The 15,614-nt window shown below is 63.0% G+C and carries 20 protein-coding genes and 1 pseudogene; 7 read left to right on the plus strand and 14 right to left on the minus strand.

The window, feature by feature from the left end:
- Nucleotides 1–20 precede the first annotated feature (20 nt).
- Complete coding sequence (locus E8E95_RS21455) at nucleotides 21–1,859, plus strand: sodium:proton antiporter (protein ID WP_280353740.1); 1,839 nt, start codon at nucleotides 21–23, stop codon at nucleotides 1,857–1,859.
- Between the two features lie 95 nt (nucleotides 1,860–1,954).
- Nucleotides 1,955–2,635 carry a hypothetical protein gene (locus tag E8E95_RS21460; RefSeq protein WP_280353741.1) on the plus strand — a complete coding sequence of 227 codons (681 nt, stop codon included), beginning with the start codon at nucleotides 1,955–1,957 and terminating at the stop codon, nucleotides 2,633–2,635.
- A gap of 45 nt (nucleotides 2,636–2,680) precedes the next feature.
- Here the strand turns inward: E8E95_RS21460 and E8E95_RS21465 are convergent, their stop codons facing one another.
- The 6 genes from E8E95_RS21465 to ffh all read right to left on the minus strand — a co-directional run bounded on the left by E8E95_RS21465 (nucleotide 2,681) and on the right by ffh (nucleotide 6,767).
- Nucleotides 2,681–3,109, minus strand: a complete 429-nt coding sequence (locus tag E8E95_RS21465; protein ID WP_280353742.1) for an acyl-CoA thioesterase — start codon at nucleotides 3,107–3,109, stop codon at nucleotides 2,681–2,683.
- A gap of 194 nt (nucleotides 3,110–3,303) precedes the next feature.
- Nucleotides 3,304–3,654 (minus strand): 50S ribosomal protein L19, encoded by a 351-nt coding sequence (gene rplS / locus E8E95_RS21470; RefSeq protein WP_003451517.1) that lies wholly within the window; start codon nucleotides 3,652–3,654, stop codon nucleotides 3,304–3,306.
- A gap of 44 nt (nucleotides 3,655–3,698) precedes the next feature.
- Nucleotides 3,699–4,451 (minus strand): tRNA (guanosine(37)-N1)-methyltransferase TrmD, encoded by a 753-nt coding sequence (gene trmD / locus E8E95_RS21475; protein WP_077526760.1) that lies wholly within the window; start codon nucleotides 4,449–4,451, stop codon nucleotides 3,699–3,701.
- A 9-nt stretch (nucleotides 4,452–4,460) separates the two neighbouring features.
- Nucleotides 4,461–4,997, minus strand: a complete 537-nt coding sequence (gene rimM, locus E8E95_RS21480; RefSeq protein ID WP_280353745.1) for a ribosome maturation factor RimM — start codon at nucleotides 4,995–4,997, stop codon at nucleotides 4,461–4,463.
- A gap of 8 nt (nucleotides 4,998–5,005) precedes the next feature.
- Nucleotides 5,006–5,257: a 30S ribosomal protein S16 gene (gene rpsP, locus E8E95_RS21485; protein WP_069085410.1), complete on the minus strand. Its 252-nt coding sequence runs from the start codon at nucleotides 5,255–5,257 to the stop codon at nucleotides 5,006–5,008.
- Nucleotides 5,258–5,393: 136 nt separating this feature from the next.
- Nucleotides 5,394–6,767 carry a signal recognition particle protein gene (gene ffh, locus E8E95_RS21490; protein WP_280353747.1) on the minus strand — a complete coding sequence of 458 codons (1,374 nt, stop codon included), beginning with the start codon at nucleotides 6,765–6,767 and terminating at the stop codon, nucleotides 5,394–5,396.
- A 156-nt stretch (nucleotides 6,768–6,923) separates the two neighbouring features.
- Here ffh and ccsA point away from each other — a divergent pair, with 156 nt between their 5' ends.
- Nucleotides 6,924–7,724, plus strand: coding sequence for a cytochrome c biogenesis protein CcsA (gene ccsA / locus E8E95_RS21495; RefSeq protein WP_179060375.1), 801 nt, complete (start codon nucleotides 6,924–6,926; stop codon nucleotides 7,722–7,724).
- A 151-nt stretch (nucleotides 7,725–7,875) separates the two neighbouring features.
- Nucleotides 7,876–8,556, plus strand: a pseudogene (locus tag E8E95_RS21500) (transporter associated domain-containing protein); the annotation flags it as partial.
- Between the two features lie 58 nt (nucleotides 8,557–8,614).
- On the opposite strand, the gene E8E95_RS21505 reads toward E8E95_RS21500, so the two are convergent.
- The 5 genes from E8E95_RS21505 to E8E95_RS21525 are packed head-to-tail and all read right to left on the minus strand — an operon-like array spanning nucleotide 8,615 to nucleotide 11,941.
- Entirely contained in the window at nucleotides 8,615–9,388 is a 774-nt protein-coding gene (locus E8E95_RS21505; protein WP_280353750.1) for an SGNH/GDSL hydrolase family protein, read from the minus strand.
- Complete coding sequence (gene purT / locus E8E95_RS21510) at nucleotides 9,385–10,566, minus strand: formate-dependent phosphoribosylglycinamide formyltransferase (RefSeq protein WP_280353751.1); 1,182 nt, start codon at nucleotides 10,564–10,566, stop codon at nucleotides 9,385–9,387. Before purT ends, E8E95_RS21505 begins: the two co-directional genes overlap by 4 nt.
- 17 nt (nucleotides 10,567–10,583) lie before the next feature.
- Nucleotides 10,584–10,793 (minus strand): DUF1289 domain-containing protein, encoded by a 210-nt coding sequence (locus E8E95_RS21515; RefSeq protein ID WP_179060379.1) that lies wholly within the window; start codon nucleotides 10,791–10,793, stop codon nucleotides 10,584–10,586.
- Nucleotides 10,793–11,317, minus strand: a complete 525-nt coding sequence (locus tag E8E95_RS21520; RefSeq protein WP_280353752.1) for a gamma carbonic anhydrase family protein — start codon at nucleotides 11,315–11,317, stop codon at nucleotides 10,793–10,795. The genes E8E95_RS21515 and E8E95_RS21520 overlap by 1 nt, the downstream gene beginning before the upstream one ends.
- Before the next feature lie 21 nt (nucleotides 11,318–11,338).
- A complete protein-coding gene (locus E8E95_RS21525; protein WP_179060381.1) occupies nucleotides 11,339–11,941 on the minus strand; it encodes a CoA pyrophosphatase in 603 nt (200 codons plus the stop codon).
- A gap of 169 nt (nucleotides 11,942–12,110) precedes the next feature.
- On the opposite strand from E8E95_RS21525, the gene E8E95_RS21530 reads away from it, so the two are divergent.
- The gene (locus E8E95_RS21530) at nucleotides 12,111–12,665 is read left to right on the plus strand and encodes an NUDIX hydrolase (RefSeq protein ID WP_280353753.1); all 555 of its coding nucleotides are present in this window, start codon (nucleotides 12,111–12,113) and stop codon (nucleotides 12,663–12,665) included.
- 42 nt (nucleotides 12,666–12,707) lie between these two features.
- Entirely contained in the window at nucleotides 12,708–13,211 is a 504-nt protein-coding gene (locus tag E8E95_RS21535) for a L,D-transpeptidase family protein (protein WP_280353754.1), read from the plus strand.
- Between the two features lie 103 nt (nucleotides 13,212–13,314).
- On the opposite strand, the gene E8E95_RS21540 is transcribed toward E8E95_RS21535, so the two are convergent.
- From E8E95_RS21540 to E8E95_RS21550, 3 genes are all read right to left on the minus strand, one after another.
- Nucleotides 13,315–13,674, minus strand: coding sequence for a PilZ domain-containing protein (locus E8E95_RS21540; protein WP_077526741.1), 360 nt, complete (start codon nucleotides 13,672–13,674; stop codon nucleotides 13,315–13,317).
- 60 nt (nucleotides 13,675–13,734) lie between these two features.
- Complete coding sequence (locus E8E95_RS21545; RefSeq protein WP_280353756.1) at nucleotides 13,735–14,157, minus strand: DUF4124 domain-containing protein; 423 nt, start codon at nucleotides 14,155–14,157, stop codon at nucleotides 13,735–13,737.
- 83 nt (nucleotides 14,158–14,240) lie between these two features.
- The gene (locus tag E8E95_RS21550; RefSeq protein ID WP_280353758.1) at nucleotides 14,241–14,612 is read right to left on the minus strand and encodes a tetratricopeptide repeat protein; all 372 of its coding nucleotides are present in this window, start codon (nucleotides 14,610–14,612) and stop codon (nucleotides 14,241–14,243) included.
- Nucleotides 14,613–14,781: 169 nt separating this feature from the next.
- Between E8E95_RS21550 and E8E95_RS21555 the strand changes: the two genes are divergently transcribed.
- Nucleotides 14,782–15,585, plus strand: a complete 804-nt coding sequence (locus E8E95_RS21555) for a tetratricopeptide repeat protein (RefSeq protein WP_280353759.1) — start codon at nucleotides 14,782–14,784, stop codon at nucleotides 15,583–15,585.
- Nucleotides 15,586–15,614: the final 29 nt, after the last annotated feature.

Raw genomic sequence — 15,614 nt, forward strand, 5'->3', positions numbered from 1 at the left:
ATCCCCGATAAGGACTTCAAATGAGCGAACACCACATCCTGCTTGGCCTGGGTGGCATCGGCGCGGCAGCGCTGTTCAGCCAGTGGCTGGCCTGGCGCCTGCGCCTGCCGGCGATTCTCTTCCTGCTGGTGGCCGGCATCCTTGCCGGCCCGGTGACCGGCCTGCTGGACCCGGAGGCGCTGTTCGGCCCGCTGCTGTTCCCGCTGATTTCCCTGTCGGTGGCGCTGATCCTGTTCGAGGGCAGCCTCACCCTGCATTTCTCCGAATGGCGCGAAATCGGCAGCGTAGTGCAGCGCATGGTGACCGTCGGCGCGCTGCTGACATGGGCGGTGATCGCAATCGCCACGCATTGGCTGCTGGATTTCTCCTGGGAACTGGCGCTGCTGTTCGGCACCCTGACCCTGGTCACCGGGCCCACGGTCATCGTGCCCATGCTGCGGGTCGTGCGCCCGCGCTCGTCGATCGCCAACATCCTGCGCTGGGAAGGCATCGTCATCGACCCCATCGGCGCACTGCTGGCCGTGGTTGTATTCAGCTTTATCGTCAGCCGCGAAGACGGTGGCTGGCTCGCCAGCCTTTCCACCTTCGCCAGTGTCATCGCCTGCGGTTGCCTGCTGGGCGCTGCGGGTGGATGGCTGTTCGGCGTGGCGATGCGCCGCCACTGGCTGCCGGAGTACCTGCAGAACCTTGCAGCCCTGGCGGCAGTGCTCGGCGTGTTCATCAGCGCCAACCTGCTGGTGCATGAGTCGGGTCTGCTGGCGGTGACCGTCATGGGCATGGGACTGGCCAACATGCGTGGCGTGGACGTGCGGCAGATCCTGCACTTCAAGGAAAACCTCAGCGTGCTGCTGATTTCCGGGCTGTTCATCCTCCTGGCCGCACGCCTGGACTTTTCCGCCCTGGTCGCCTTGGGGCCGGCGACCCTGCTGTTGCTGGCCGTGATCCAGTTCATCGCGCGGCCACTCAATGTCGTGGTCAGCACCTGGGGGTCGAGCCTCAACTGGCGGGAGCGTGCGCTGTTGGCGTGGATCGCTCCGCGCGGGATAGTCGCGGCGGCGGTGTCGGCCATCTTCTCCCTGCGCCTGATCGAGGCCGGTCACGAGCAGGCGCTGCTGCTGGTTCCCCTGACCTTCCTGGTGATCATCGGCACCGTCGTATTACAGAGCGCGACCGCGCGTCCGCTGGCTCGGCTGCTGCAGGTTGCCGAACCGGCCCCGTCGGGCTTCCTCATCATCGGCGCGAATCCTGTCGCCCGCGAGGTCGGCAAGGCGCTGCAGAACCTGGGCAGCCGCGTGCTGCTCACGGACTCCAGCTGGGAGAACATTCGCGCCGCACGCATGGACAACCTGCCCACCTACTTCGGCAATCCCACATCGCAACATGCCGAGGCGCATCTCGACCTGGTGGGCCTCGGTCACCTGCTGGCCCTGTCGCCATCCAGTGAACTCAACGCCCTGGCCTGCATGCACTTCCGCCACGACTTCAGTGCCCAGCGTCGCTTCACCCTGCCCAGCGGCCATGAAAGTCGACGCAGTGAGAAACACCGCGCCAGCGAAACGGTCCGCGGGCGGCCCCTGGGCAACCAGGCGCTGACCTTCCCCCAGTTCGCCAGCTACCTGGCCAAGGGCGCCGACGTTCGCACCACCACCCTGACTGCCGCTTTTGGCTGGGAGGAATACCAGGCACTGCACGGAAACCGCGCGACCTTGCTGCTGGCACAAGACCCACGCGGCTGGGTGCACCTGACGGGCAACCCGCCGGACTTCGTTCCCGAAAAAGACTGGACGCTCGTGTCCCTGATCGAAACTGAAGCGCAACCCGGTGTTACCGCTGATCGCACTCTGGTGCAAACACACTGACGGGCGGCGTGGCCAGCCTATCCTTAGTCTGGTGACAGGATCGGGCTGGCCGTGGATGATTTCATCTTGCTATCACCCACCGCTGGTACCAGAACATGGCCAACCAAATGAACTCCCGCCTGGGGCAGATCCTGATCACCAAGGGTCTGATCACCTCCCAGCAGCTGGATGCCGCGATCAAGATGCAACTCACCAGCAAGATGCGGCTGGGTGAAGTACTGATAGCGCAAGGCCTGCTAACCCAGAAGCAACTGACCAAGGCCCTGAAGAAACAGAGCAATCTGCGTCTGGCGGCCACCCTCGTGGCTGCATTGATGAGTCCCTTCCAGATGGCCAGCGCCGATATCCAGCGTCTGCAGCCGCCCGCCAGCATCAGCCGCCAGGAAACCCCGCGGGGTCTGCGCCCACTGACCGACCTGGAGATGAGTAAGGTCAGCGCCCAGGGTCTGGACGATGTGTTGCAGGGGCTGTTCCTGCAAGCCGAACAAGGCGACGGGCTGGGCGCGGTGAAGCAACTGGCGAAGCTGGTGATGCCGGTACTGGACAGCCTGGATGCCGAAACCTCGATGAAGGACGTGGTCTACGACACCAGCAAGATGACCTCGGTGGTCAATTCGGACGGTTCGGTGAACCTGCGGTTGCCCAGTTCCATCGGCGAACTGCGTTTCGAGAACATCCGCGTTGCCGGCGCGCCGCAGAACCAGAGCTTCGGCAGCCTGACCCTGAACAACATCGACCTGTCCCAGGCGTCACTGAAGATCAGCATGCGCCACTGATCCTGGCCGAAAACGAAAAAGGCACCCATCGGGTGCCTTTTTCATTCACGCGGCGTCGGCCGACTGGGGAAACGCCGGCAGGATCTGCACCGGGCGCTTCTCGTCATCGATAGCGACGAAGCTGAAGACACCGGTAATGGCCTTCTCGCGGGTGGCGCTGTACATGTCCTCGACGAACACCTCGACCTCGACCTTGAGGCTGGTGTTGCCCACCTTCACCACGCGCCCAACCAATTCGACGATGGAGCCGGCCGGGATCGGATGCTTGAAGTCGATTCGGTCGGTGGAAACGGTCACCAGTGGCAAGCGGCAAAAGCGCGTGGCCGCGATGAAGGACACTTCGTCCATCCAGGCCAGGGCGCTGCCACCGAACAGGGTGTTGTGATGGTTGGTGCTGGGCGGGAATACCGCCTTGGTTACCCGGCTTTCGGACAGCTCGGTCCGGCGGGCGATTTCGTGCTCTCTCGGGGTCATGCCACTACTACCTGAATCAAACCTATGTGGCTGCCACTCGTGCTGCGACTCTTGTCGTTCTTCTGTGCGCTGCCGGATGGGCAGGAAAACTCCCGACTGGCGCCGCCAGCGGGGCGCGGATTATCCCCCGCGCGCAGGCAAGAAAAAACCCGCCGAGGCGAACCTGGGCGGGTTTTTTCGGGAAAGCTCGGCGATTAGGCCAGCTTTTCCTTGATACGGGCTGCCTTGCCGGACAGGTCGCGGAGGTAGTACAGCTTGGCTTTGCGCACGTCGCCGCGGCGCTTGACGCTCAGGCTGTCAACCAGCGGGGAGTAGGTCTGGAAGGTACGCTCAACGCCTACGCCGTTGGAGATCTTGCGCACGGTGAAAGCGCTGTTCAGGCCGCGGTTACGCTTGGCGATGACCACACCTTCGAAGGCCTGCAGACGGGAACGGTCGCCTTCCTTCACTTTCACTTGAACGATTACGGTGTCGCCCGGGGCGAAAGCCGGAATCTCTTTGTTCATTTGTTCAGCTTCGATCTGCTGAATGATTTTGTTGGTCATCGCTATGCTCCTAAGACAGGCCTTCTGGGCGTGCCATCGATACGTTAACTATCGTTCCGCTGGCGGATATATTCCTCCAGCAGCTTTTTCTCTTCTCCAGAAAGCGAGCGGCAATCCAGAAGATCGACCCGACGTTCCCAGGTGCGCCCAAGCGCCTGCTGCAAACGCCATCGCCGGATGTGTTCGTGGTTGCCGCTGAGCAGCACCTCGGGAACACGTTTGCCTGCATACATCTCCGGTCGGGTGTAATGCGGGCAATCGAGCAGGCCGTCCGTAAAGGAGTCCTCCTCGGCGGAGTCCGCGTGGCCCAACGCACCGGGCAGCAACCGCGTCACCGCATCGATCAGCACCATGGCCGGCAGCTCACCGCCGGACAGGACGTAGTCGCCAATCGACCATTCCTCATCGACGTGCTCCTCAATGAAGCGTTCGTCGATGCCTTCGTAACGACCAGCGATGAGGATCAATGCTTCCTCGTTCGCCAGCTCGCGCACGGCCGCCTGCTCAAGCTTGCGCCCCTGCGGCGAGAGGTAGATCACCTTCGCCTTCTCCCCCGTCGCTGCCTTGGCTGCTGCCAGGGCCCGTTCCAGGGGCTGGATCTTCATCACCATGCCGGGGCCACCGCCGAAGGGCCGGTCATCCACCGTCTGGTGGCGGTCTTCGGTGAAGCTCCGCGGATTCCAGCAATTGAGCTTGAGCAGCCCTTGCTTCACCGCACGGCTGGTGATGCCGTACTCGCTGATGGCAGCGAACATCTCGGGAAAGATGCTGATAACTTCGACCTGCATGCTTTTCATGTCAGGCCCTTAGAAATCAACGTCCCATTCCACCCGCATTTCGCCGGCGTCCAGATCGATCGACAACACGCACTGCTCCGTATAGGGCAGCAGGCGTTCACGATCATCAAGGCTGCCAGCGCAGGGCTTGACCACCATCACATCGTTGGCACCGGTCTCCAGCAAATGATCGATTCGGCCGAGCAATTGCTCATCCTGGTTGATCACGTTGAGACCTTCCAACTGGTGCCAGTAGAACTCGTCATCGTCGAGATCCGGCAGTTCGCTGACGGGCACGCAGATTTCGAAACCTGCGTAGGTCCGGGCAACCTCGCGGTCGTCCAACCCTTTCAGCCTTACTACCAGGACCTTGCCGTGCACACGTCCGCTGGCGACTTCGACCTGCTTTACCTCGTTGTCACGCTTGAGCGTCCAACGGCGGTAATCGAGCACGTTATCCAGCGGATCGGTGAAGGAGTAGACCTTCACCTCGCCACGTACGCCATGCACCGAGAAAATCTTGCCGAGAACGATCAGTTCATCGACGGGGGCCGGCGTCGTGCTCATAAAGATGCTTAGGCAGCAGCCTTGGCAGCTTCCTTCAGCAGCTGAGCAACGCGCTCAGACGGCTGGGCGCCCTGGCTCAGCCAGTAGCTGACGCGCTCCTGATTTACGGAGAGCTTGACTTCGGCACCCTGAGCAACCGGGTTGAAGAAGCCAACGCGCTCAACGAAGCGACCATCGCGCGCATTGCGGCTGTTGGTCACGGTCAGGTGGTAGAAGGGGCGCTTCTTGGAGCCGCCACGGGCAAGACGGATGGTTACCATTGAACTTCGTTCCTATAGTCGGTGCTTTTCAAGCTGTGCACACACATGGGCCATGGGCCCGAAAGGCCGCATATTCTAAGGATTATGCGGCCGATTGCAAATCTCTTTTTGGCGGCTACCGATCGGCGGCCTGGACTCACATCTTCGGCATGCCGCCGGGGAACATGCTGCCCATGCCGCGCATCATCTTGGCCATGCCACCTTTGGCGGTGACCTTCTTCATCATTTTCTGCATCTGCTTGTGCTGCTTGATGAGACGGCCAACGTCCTGCACCTGGGTGCCAGAGCCCAGCGCGATGCGGCGCTTGCGCGAGCCGCTGATCACATCGGGATCGCGACGCTCTGCAGGCGTCATGGAGTTGATGATCGCCTCCATCTGCTTGAACTGTTTTTCCGCGGCGTTCTGCGCGTTGCCCATCTGCGACAGGTTGACGCCACCCAGCATGGGCAGCTTGTCCATCAGGCCGCCGAGGCCGCCCATGTTCTTCATCTGTTGCAGTTGGTCGCGGAAGTCTTCGAGGTCGAAGCCTTTGCCTTTCTTGATCTTCTTCGCGAGTTTTTCGGCCTTCTCGCGATCCATGTTCTGCTCGGCCTGCTCGATCAGGCTGAGCACGTCACCCATGCCGAGGATGCGCGAGGCGACACGATCCGGGTGGAAGGGGTCGAGGGCTTCGGTCTTCTCGCCCATGCCGAGGAATTTGATCGGCTTGCCGGTGATGGCGCGTACCGAAAGCGCGGCACCACCACGGGCGTCACCGTCGACCTTGGTCAGCACCACGCCGGTCAGCGGCAGGGCATCGTTGAAGGCCTTGGCGGTGTTGGCGGCGTCCTGGCCGGTCATGGCGTCGACCACGAACAGGGTTTCCACCGGTTTGATGACGGCGTGGACCTGCTTGATCTCGTCCATCATCTCGGTGTCGACGTGCAGGCGACCCGCGGTGTCGACGATCACGACGTCGATGAACTTCAGCTTTGCTTCCTGGATCGCCGCCTGGGCGATCGCCACCGGCTTCTGGCTGATGTCGGAGGGGAAGAAGGTGACGCCGATGTCGTTGGCCAGGGTTTCCAGTTGCTTGATGGCCGCCGGGCGGTAAACGTCCGCGGAAACCACCAGCACGGATTTCTTCTTGCGCTCCTTGAGGAAGCGCGCCAGCTTGCCCACCGTGGTAGTCTTGCCCGCGCCCTGCAGGCCAGCCATCAGGATCACCGCCGGCGGCGCCGAGTTCAGCGCCAGGTCCTCGTTGGCGGCGCCCATCAACTCGACCAGTTCGGCCTGGACGATCTTCACGAAGGCCTGACCCGGGGTCAGGCTCTTGGAAACCTCGGTACCGACCGCTCGATCCTTGATCTTGGCGACGAAGTCTTTCACCACCGGAAGGGCGACGTCGGCTTCGAGCAGGGCCATGCGCACCTCGCGCAGGGTGTCCTTGATGTTGTCCTCGGTCAGCTTGGCCTTGCCGGTGACATGGCGCAGCGTCTGTGAGAGGCGGTCGGTTAGGTTTTCAAACATGCGCGTTCCTTTCGGGCCCTCATGAGCCCCAGCTGAGCTTGCGGCAGGCGGCGGAGTATAACGAAGAGTCGGCGTTGCCGACACCGCCAGCGGTCTTTCACCGTCAAGCCTTGTATGCCACACTCACTGCCTTTCGGGCTTGCCTTACAAGGACTTATGCACCCTCTGCTGCCCAGCCTCCTGGCTGCATTCCTCTATATGGGCACCACTGGCTACCAGGGCTTTCGCCTCAGCCAGCGCACCACGCCGGACAAACGCCTGCTGATCCTCGGCAGCGGCCTGGCCCTGCTCGCCCATTGCGCCGCTCTCTTTTTCCAGCTGCTGACCCCTGCCGGGCTCTATCTGGACTTCTTCAATGCCGCCAGCCTGATCGCCGCCGCGGTGATCCTGCTGACCATAGTGGCGGTTGCACGGATTCCCATCGAGAACCTGCTGCTCCTGCTGTTACCGCTCGGCGCCCTGACGGTGCTTGCGGCGGCGCTGGTACCGGGCGGCACGTCCCAGGCCATCAATGAGCAACCAGGCATCCTCGCGCATATCCTGCTTTCGATCCTGGCCTACGGCCTGCTGACCATGGCGGTGTTCCAGGCGCTGCTGTTGCTGCTGCAGGACCATCAGCTCAAGCACAAGCACCCTTCCGGGCTGATCAAGAACTTCCCCGCCCTGCAAACCATGGAAAGCCTGCTGTTCGGTTTCCTGAGTGCCGGCTGGTGCCTGCTGTCGCTGTCGCTGATCTCCGGCTGGGTGTTCGTGGACAACCTGTTCGCCCAGCACCTGGCGCACAAGACCATCCTTTCCTGCATCGCCTGGGTCGTGTTCGGGGTCCTGCTGTGGGGCCGCCACCAGCTCGGCTGGCGCGGGCACAAGGCCATCCGCTGGACCCTGGCAGGCTTTTGCCTGTTGATGCTGGCGTATTTCGGCAGCAAGCTGGTCCGCGAATTCATCCTCCACGTCTGACCATCCCATGCACGGACTGCTCGCCGGCCTCCTCCTTGGAATCACCCTCTCCCTGGTAGCCGGCGCGGTGGTCGCCTGGCTGACCACACGCCGTCGCCATGGCGTGGAGATCCAGCCGCAGTCACGCTTGCCAGTGGCAGTGACCGAAGCCCTGCAACAGGTCACCATCAGCTCCATCATGATTCCCCGCAGCGAAATCCAGGGCATCGACCTGGACACTTCGCCGGACGAACTCCTTGCTCAGCTGCAGAACGCCACCCACACCCGCCTGCCGCTGTACCGCGAAGACATCAACCAGATCGAAGGCATCCTCCATCTGCGCCAGCTGCCGCGCCTGCTGACCGAAGGTCCGACCAGCGCCGAGCAGCTGATGGCAGTGAGCCGCGAGACCTATTTCGTCCCGGAAAGCACGCCGCTGCTGACGCAACTGGTGAATTTCCAGAAGCAGAAGCGCCGCCTTGGCATCGTGGTCGACGAGTACGGCGATGTGGTGGGCCTGGTCAGTCTGGAAGACATTTTCCAGGAGCTGGTGGGTGAGTTCGGCAGCCTGGAAGACTTCGCCCCCAACCCGGGCATCCAGTCCCGCGATGACGGCCGCTATGAGCTGGACGGCTCGCTGCACCTGCGCGAACTCAATCGCGTGCTCGGCTGGCACCTGCCCTGTGACGGGCCGAAGACCCTCAATGGCCTGATCACCGAAGCCCTGGAACAGATTCCCGACTCCAGCGTGTGCCTGAAGGTCGGCCCTTATCGCCTGGAAATCCTCCAATCCGGCGAAAACCGTGTGCAGCGCGTGCTCGCTTGGCGCGCCGGGCTTACGCCGAAGGCCTGATCGCCACCATCCGCTGGCCGTTCCAAACCCGAAGAAAACCGCGACTGCGGCCCCAGCCTCATGCGCTGAAATCGAGCGCCAGGCCTTCCGTCTCCTGGGCCGGTTGAACCGAAGCGACGAACCAGTCCGCCAGCGACTCGCCCCAGACGCGATAGCCCAGTGGGGACGGATGGTAGCCATCCAGCGCCAGGAACTCCGGGCGCATCTCCAGGCGGGTGGCACAGCAGGCAAGCCCCTCACGCTCCGCCAGCGCCCGCAGTTGGCTATCCAGCAAGCTGGCGCGCCAACCGAGCAACTGGCGCAGCAGCCAGGGCAATGCAGTGAAATGTTGCAGCGGTGGTACGCCGGCCAGCGCGACTTGCGCACCACGCCCGACGAAATGCTGCGCCATTCCCTTCAGGGCCTCCTGCCAACGGCGACTGGCGCTGAAATGGGTGGTGTCGTTGACGCCGAAGACCAGCAGCACCAGGTCGACAGGTTCATCCGCTACCTGCGGCAGGAGCCGCTCCAGGGCCTCGCCCGCCGTGATGCCGTTCTCGCCGCAGGCACGCCAGGCCACAGGGCGCCGCAGGCGCATGGCCAGGGCCGAGGCCAACTGCCCGGCCAGGGCGAAGTCCAGGCAGGAAGCGCCGACTCCGGCAACGGTGGATTCACCAATCAAGAGAAGTCGCAGGGGCTCGCCTTCCAGTTCGCTCCCTGCAAGCCCCCGCTCCGGCCCGGCGGCGGGCGCCAGGCGCAGTGCGGTACGGCGGGTATGCATGGCCATAGGCAGTGCCAGGGGTAGCAGCGGCAGCGCGGCAACCCACCAGCACCACATGGCCAGGCGCATCACAGCTTGACGTCAACCGCCTGCGCGGAACGGGTCGCCTTGGCCCGCGCCAGATCGGTGGACTCGTCCCGCGCCAGGGCAACACCCATACGGCGCTGACCGTCCACTTCCGGTTTACCGAACAGGCGCAGCGCGGTATCCGGCTCGCTGAGCGCCGCGCCCAGGTTGCCGAAGCTGACCTGGTTGGACTTGCCTTCGACCAGTATCACCGCCGAGGCGGACGGGCCGGTCTGGCGGATGGCCGGGATCGGCAGGCCGAGGATGGCTCGTGCGTGCAGGGCGAATTCGGAGAGGTCCTGGGAAATCAGCGTCACCAGGCCGGTGTCGTGGGGGCGCGGCGAAACCTCGCTGAACCACACCTGGTCGCCCTTGATGAACAGCTCCACGCCGAACAGACCGCGACCACCCAGGGCTTCGGTCACCGCCTGGGCAATGCGTTCCGACTCGGCCAGGGCCTTCGGACTCATCGCCTGGGGCTGCCAGGATTCGTGGTAGTCACCCTTCACCTGACGATGACCGATAGGCGCGCAGAAGCTGGTACCACCGATGTGGCGCACAGTGAGCAGGGTGATTTCGTAATCGAAGTCGATGAAACCTTCGACGATGACCCGCCCCTTGCCGGCGCGGCCGCCTTCCTGGGCGTAGTCCCAGGCGGCCTTCAGGTCGGCGTCGGACTTGAGCACCGACTGGCCTTTGCCGGAGGAGCTCATGATCGGCTTGACCACGCAGGGGTAGCCGACACTGGCCACCGCCGCGCTGTAGTCCTCGAAGGTATCGGCGAAGTGATAGGGCGAGGTGGGCACGCCCAGTTCCTCGGCGGCGAGGCGGCGGATGCCTTCCCGGTTCATCGTCAGCTGGGCTGCGCGGGCAGTGGGCACCACGGTAAAGCCTTCGGCTTCCAGCTCCACCAGGGTCGCGGTGGCGATGGCCTCGATCTCCGGCACGATGTAATGCGGCTTCTCCTGCTCGATCACGGCACGCAGGGCCGCACCGTCCAGCATGCTGATCACGTGGCTGCGATGCGCCACCTGCATGGCAGGGGCGTCGGCGTAGCGGTCGACAGCGATCACTTCACAGCCGAGGCGCTGCAGTTCGATCACCACCTCCTTGCCGAGCTCGCCGGAGCCGCACAGCAGTACACGGGTCGCGCTGGGCGACAAGGGGGTTCCAATACGGGGCATGTCGTTTCCTCGGGGAGTCAAGAAGCCTGGGACGGAGAGCTGATGAACAGGCCGCTGGCCTTGGCGCGCTCGAAACAGCGGGCCAGGACTTCGCGCCGTTCGGCATTGTCCATGCGGCCCCAGCGGGTGATTTCGTCGGCGGTGCGCTGGCAACCACCGCAGATGTCATGGTCGTCCAGCACACAGACCTGCACGCAGGGGGAGCGGACGGGGCGTTCAGCGTCCATCAGTCGTCCTGCTCGGCCAAGTCGCGAGCGTAGCGCTGGGCATTGTGTACGTAGTGGGCGGCACTGGCTTCGAGCATCTTCTTCTGTTGCTCGGTCAGCTCACGCACCACCTTGCCGGGAGAGCCCATGACCAGCGAGCCGTCGGGGATCTCCTTGCCTTCGGGAATCAGTGCATTGGCGCCGATGATGCAGTACTTGCCGATCTTCGCGCCGTTGAGCACCACGGCATTGATGCCGATGAGGCTGAAGTCGCCCACCGAGCAACCGTGCAGCATGGCGTTGTGGCCGATGGTGACGGACCGGCCGATGTTCAGCGGATAGCCCATGTCGGTATGCATCACGGTGCCGTCCTGGACGTTGCTGTTCTCACCGATGTGGATCAGCTCGTTATCGCCGCGCAGTACGGCGCCAAACCAGACGCTGGCACCGGCATCCAGGCGCACCTTGCCTACCAGGGTGGCTGTGGGCGCGGCCCAGCTGTCGGGATGGGTTTCGACCTGGGCGGTTCCAAGGCGGTATTTCATCAGGCGCTCCTCGAACGGGGCTTATTTGAGTTTTATGAAGCTCGCGGGGGCGCGGGTCATATCGATGTCGGCGTCATAGACCAGGTTGACCAGCTCGATGACCATGATCGCCGTCAGGCCCCAGATCTTGTATTCGCCGTACTGATAGCTGGGGACGTACCAACTACGGCCGAGGTAATCGATGCGGTGGGTCACCTGCCGCGGATCGTCGCGGAAGAACGCCAGCGGCACGCTGAAGACCGAGTCGATCTCACCGTCGTTGGCCTTGTACTGGACGAAGTCCGGGACCAGCCCGACATACGGGGTGACCTTGATGCCGTGGCGGGAAACCAGCGGGCTCAACGGGCCGATGACTTCCACCAAGCCTGGCGGCAGGCCGACTTCTTCCTCCGCCTCGCGCAGAGCAGTCTGGATCAGGTCCGCATCCTCGGGGTCGCGACGACCGCCGGGAAAGGCCACCTCGCCACCATGGGTGGACAGGCCACTGGCGCGCAGGGTCAGGACAAGCTCGGGCTCGTCGCTGCGCGTGATGGGCACCAGCACCGCCGCTTCAGGGAAGTCGTGATCGGTTTCCAGGGTTCTCGGGGAGTAGCTCTGCACACGACGGAGCAGGTCATCCAGCATGGATTTTCTCGTTTTTCTCGACTGCCGGGCATCATGGCATGAACCTCCGGGCCGCCCAAGTCCCACGCCGACAGGTCGCACCATTCACCATCTTTGGTTTGCCCGGTACGCCGCTTGCCGTGCAACACCGTGCCGCGCCAAGATGAGCGCCTGCCCCTGAGGAACGACGATGAAATACTGCAGCCAGTGCGGCGCCCCGGTCGCCCAGCGCATTCCCGATGGCGATAACCGCCTGCGCTACGTGTGCGACAGCTGCCACACGGTCCACTACCAGAATCCACGCATCGTCGCCGGCTGCCTGCCGGTCTGGGGCGAGCAGGTGCTGCTCTGCCGCCGCGCCATCGATCCGCGCAAGGGCTACTGGACCCTGCCCGCCGGCTTCATGGAAAACGGCGAGACGATGGAACAGGCCGCCACCCGCGAAACGCTCGAAGAAGCCTGCGCGCGAGTGCGCAATCTCAGCCTCTATACGCTGTTCGACCTGCCGCACATCAGTCAGGTGTACACCTTCTTCCGCGCTGAGCTGGTGGACCTGGACTTCGCCGCCGGTGACGAAAGCCTGGAGGTGCGTCTCTTCCACGAACGGGATATTCCCTGGTCGGAGCTGGCTTTTCCGACCGTGGGCCGTACCTTAGAATGCTACTTCGCCGACCGCGCCGGGCAGGTCTTCCCGGTGCGCAACGAGCCACTCGCTCCGTTGCTGGCCTACTACAAAAAAGCCTGACCACTAATCTGCTGACTTGAACACTGTGGGGTTGCTGTGCCGATGCGCTGGTTGCTAGTCGTACTTTCCATGAGCCTTGCCGCTCTCGCCCAGGCGAGCACCACGCCGACGATGGTTGATAAATCCATCGACAAGGTCCTGGTGGTGAAATCGGAGCGCAAACTATTGCTGATGAATCGCGGCGACATTCTCAAGTCCTACCGCATCTCGCTCGGCAAGCAACCACTTGGCCCGAAGCTGCGCGAAGGGGACCAGCGCACGCCCGAAGGCTTCTACTGGATCGACTGGCGCAAGACCAGCGACAAGTTCAACCTGTCCATGCACATCTCCTACCCCAACGCCCGCGATGCAGCGAAGGCCCGGGACAAGGGCGTGACGCCGGGCGGCATGATCATGATTCACGGCACACCGCTGGATGAGGAATACCCTGAATGGTATTTCCACAGCCTGGACTGGACTGAAGGCTGCATCGCCATGAAGAACTCGGACATGCGCGAAATATGGAGCCTGGTGAGGGACGGGACGCTGATCGAAATCCGCCCGTGAACCGATCTACTGCGAAAAAGGCGCCATCTGGCGCCTTTTTTCATTCTTCTGCAGAAGTCGGAGAAAGCCCGATGCGGGGCTGGAAGCCTTTTTTCAGGCAGACTCAGGCCGAGGCGGCCAAAGGGCGAAAGCTGAAATAGAAACGCAGGGCGTCAATCAGGTCGGCGTATTCCGACGGCGGCGCCACCAGCGAGAAGCCGGAATCGTAGTGGCCAGGCGTCACATCCTCGTGGCACCACTGGCAGGTGGCGTAGAAATCGATGAAGTGCAGCTGCCCATCCTTGCCCGGAATCTTCAACTGCATATCGAAGCGCGCGCCCACCAGCATGGGCAGCTGGCTGATCAGCATCAGGCCGTCCATGGAAACATTGCCCAGGTAACCCATGGGCTTGTCGGTGATTCGATTGAACACCTTCAGGTAATAAGGCAGCTGATGGCGTTCGATATGGCGCTTGGTAGGCATGATATCAAATCGCTATTGGTGGCACTTCAGTATGAACTCGTTGTAACCCCGGACCAACCTTCAATTGCAATCGCGTGAGATGTTCTCGCCAAGCTTGCGACGGTAGGTTTCGATCTGTTCATCAGTGTAGTACTGGCGTTCGCCACGCTCGTCGAGCCGGTAGAACGGTCCGCCCTGATTCAAATCGTCCTGCTGCGAACGCAACCTGCTGCACACCTTCTGTTGCCGCGCCCGCGCTTCCGTGGCCCGATCCGCTGCCGCAGCCTGTTCCTGGCGGCGCGCATCGAAGACCTTCTCAGTGCGCGCCTCACGCTCACGCGTCGCCTGATCGCGTTCGATTACCTGGGGCTTCACCGAGACCGGCTCGGCACCCTCCCTGGGTGTCTCGCTGAAATGCACCTGTCCTTGGGCATCAGTCCAGCGATAGATCTCGGCACCGGCAATCGCCGGAACCAGCAACAGACAGCACAGCAGGTAGCGCATTCCAGCGTTCCTCGGATTGACGCTCAGCTTAGCCCCGGCCGGGCCCAGCTCAAGCTGGCAACGACCGACGGCCGGGTTACGGGTCAGAGCGGTGCGACGCTGGCCTTGGCAGAACTGCCGGTGAGGCGGCCGAGCTGCTGCAGGGTCTCCAGGCGCGCCTTGGCCCGGTAGGCATACTCGCTGGCGGGATAGCGGGCAATGATGAACTGGTAGGTCTGTGCCGCATCGACGAACAGGTTCTGGCGCTCCAGGCACTGACCACGAAGCAAGGAGATTTCCGGCTGCAGGTACTGGCGGGAGCGACTCTTGCGCTCGGCTTTGGACAGTTCGAGCATCACGTCCTCGCAATTCCCCCTCTCATAAGAGCGATAGGCGTTGTTCAGGTGATGATCGAGGGACCAGCGGGTGCAACCGCCCACGGCCGCCAGCAGGGTCAGAATGATCAGGGTTCGCATGGATAATTCCTCCGTCCCACGGGATATCGGCTGGGAGCGCCACTTCTTCAGGCCGCTGGGCGAACGAGAAGAGCGAAGCATAACCTCCGATTGGTCCTGCTGGCGCGCCCCTCGAATGGCAAGCGGCCACTGCTAGACTGCGGACGTCGCCCAAGGACACGGTTCCGTCATGCACTCCACGCGCCCCGCCCTCCTCGCCCTGTGTCTGCTGTTGGGCGCCTGTTCGCCCACCACCCCGCTGTTCATTGCCCAGGTCACCACCAACGAAGTGGTGGAATACAAGACCATGAAGAGCAAGCGAATGGCCGCGGCGGTGGAAGAAGAAGGCGATCTGCTGACCTACAGCGCCATGGCCATCCGCGACGCGAAGAGCCCCGAGGCGGAAGAGCTGTATCTGGTCGGCTACCGCGACGACAAGTTCAGCGACGACGTTCGCGCCATCACCCTGTACCAGATCGGCCTCATCTACATGAGCCGCTACAACGAACAACGGGACGACACCAAGGCCCTGGGCTACCTGGAACGCGTCCTCGACGAATTTCCCAGCAGCCGCGCGGCCCAGCGCGCCGAAGCACGCATCCTGGTCATCCGCCAACGCGCCGGGGAGCCGGTGCAGAAGAGTTCCCGCGAACTCCTCGCCACCTGGAAGCCGAGCAACAACCTGGACCTCTACAAGCCGGGACTGGACCCGGACATGACCCTCCTCTCGCGTCGCGCCGTACTCAAGGATCGCGTGGCCGAAGCCGAAGAGCTCTACCTGCTGGCGTTGTCCGATGCCCACGTACAGCCGGATATCAAGGAGAAGGCGCTCTATCAGTTGGGGCTGATGTACCTGGCGCCGGACAATCCCCACGCCAGTCGCGACAAGGCGATCGGCTATTTCCGCCGGCTACTGGTGCAGTTTCCGAACAGCAATCTGGCCAGCAAGGCTTCACAACACCTCGATCAGGCCCTCAACCAGAGCCGCCCCTAGCGCCGTCCAGCGCTCCACCTGAAACAATT

The sequence above is a fragment of the Pseudomonas sp. BN414 genome, from assembly GCF_029871275.1.
GTDB lineage: Bacteria > Pseudomonadota > Gammaproteobacteria > Pseudomonadales > Pseudomonadaceae > Metapseudomonas > Metapseudomonas resinovorans_C.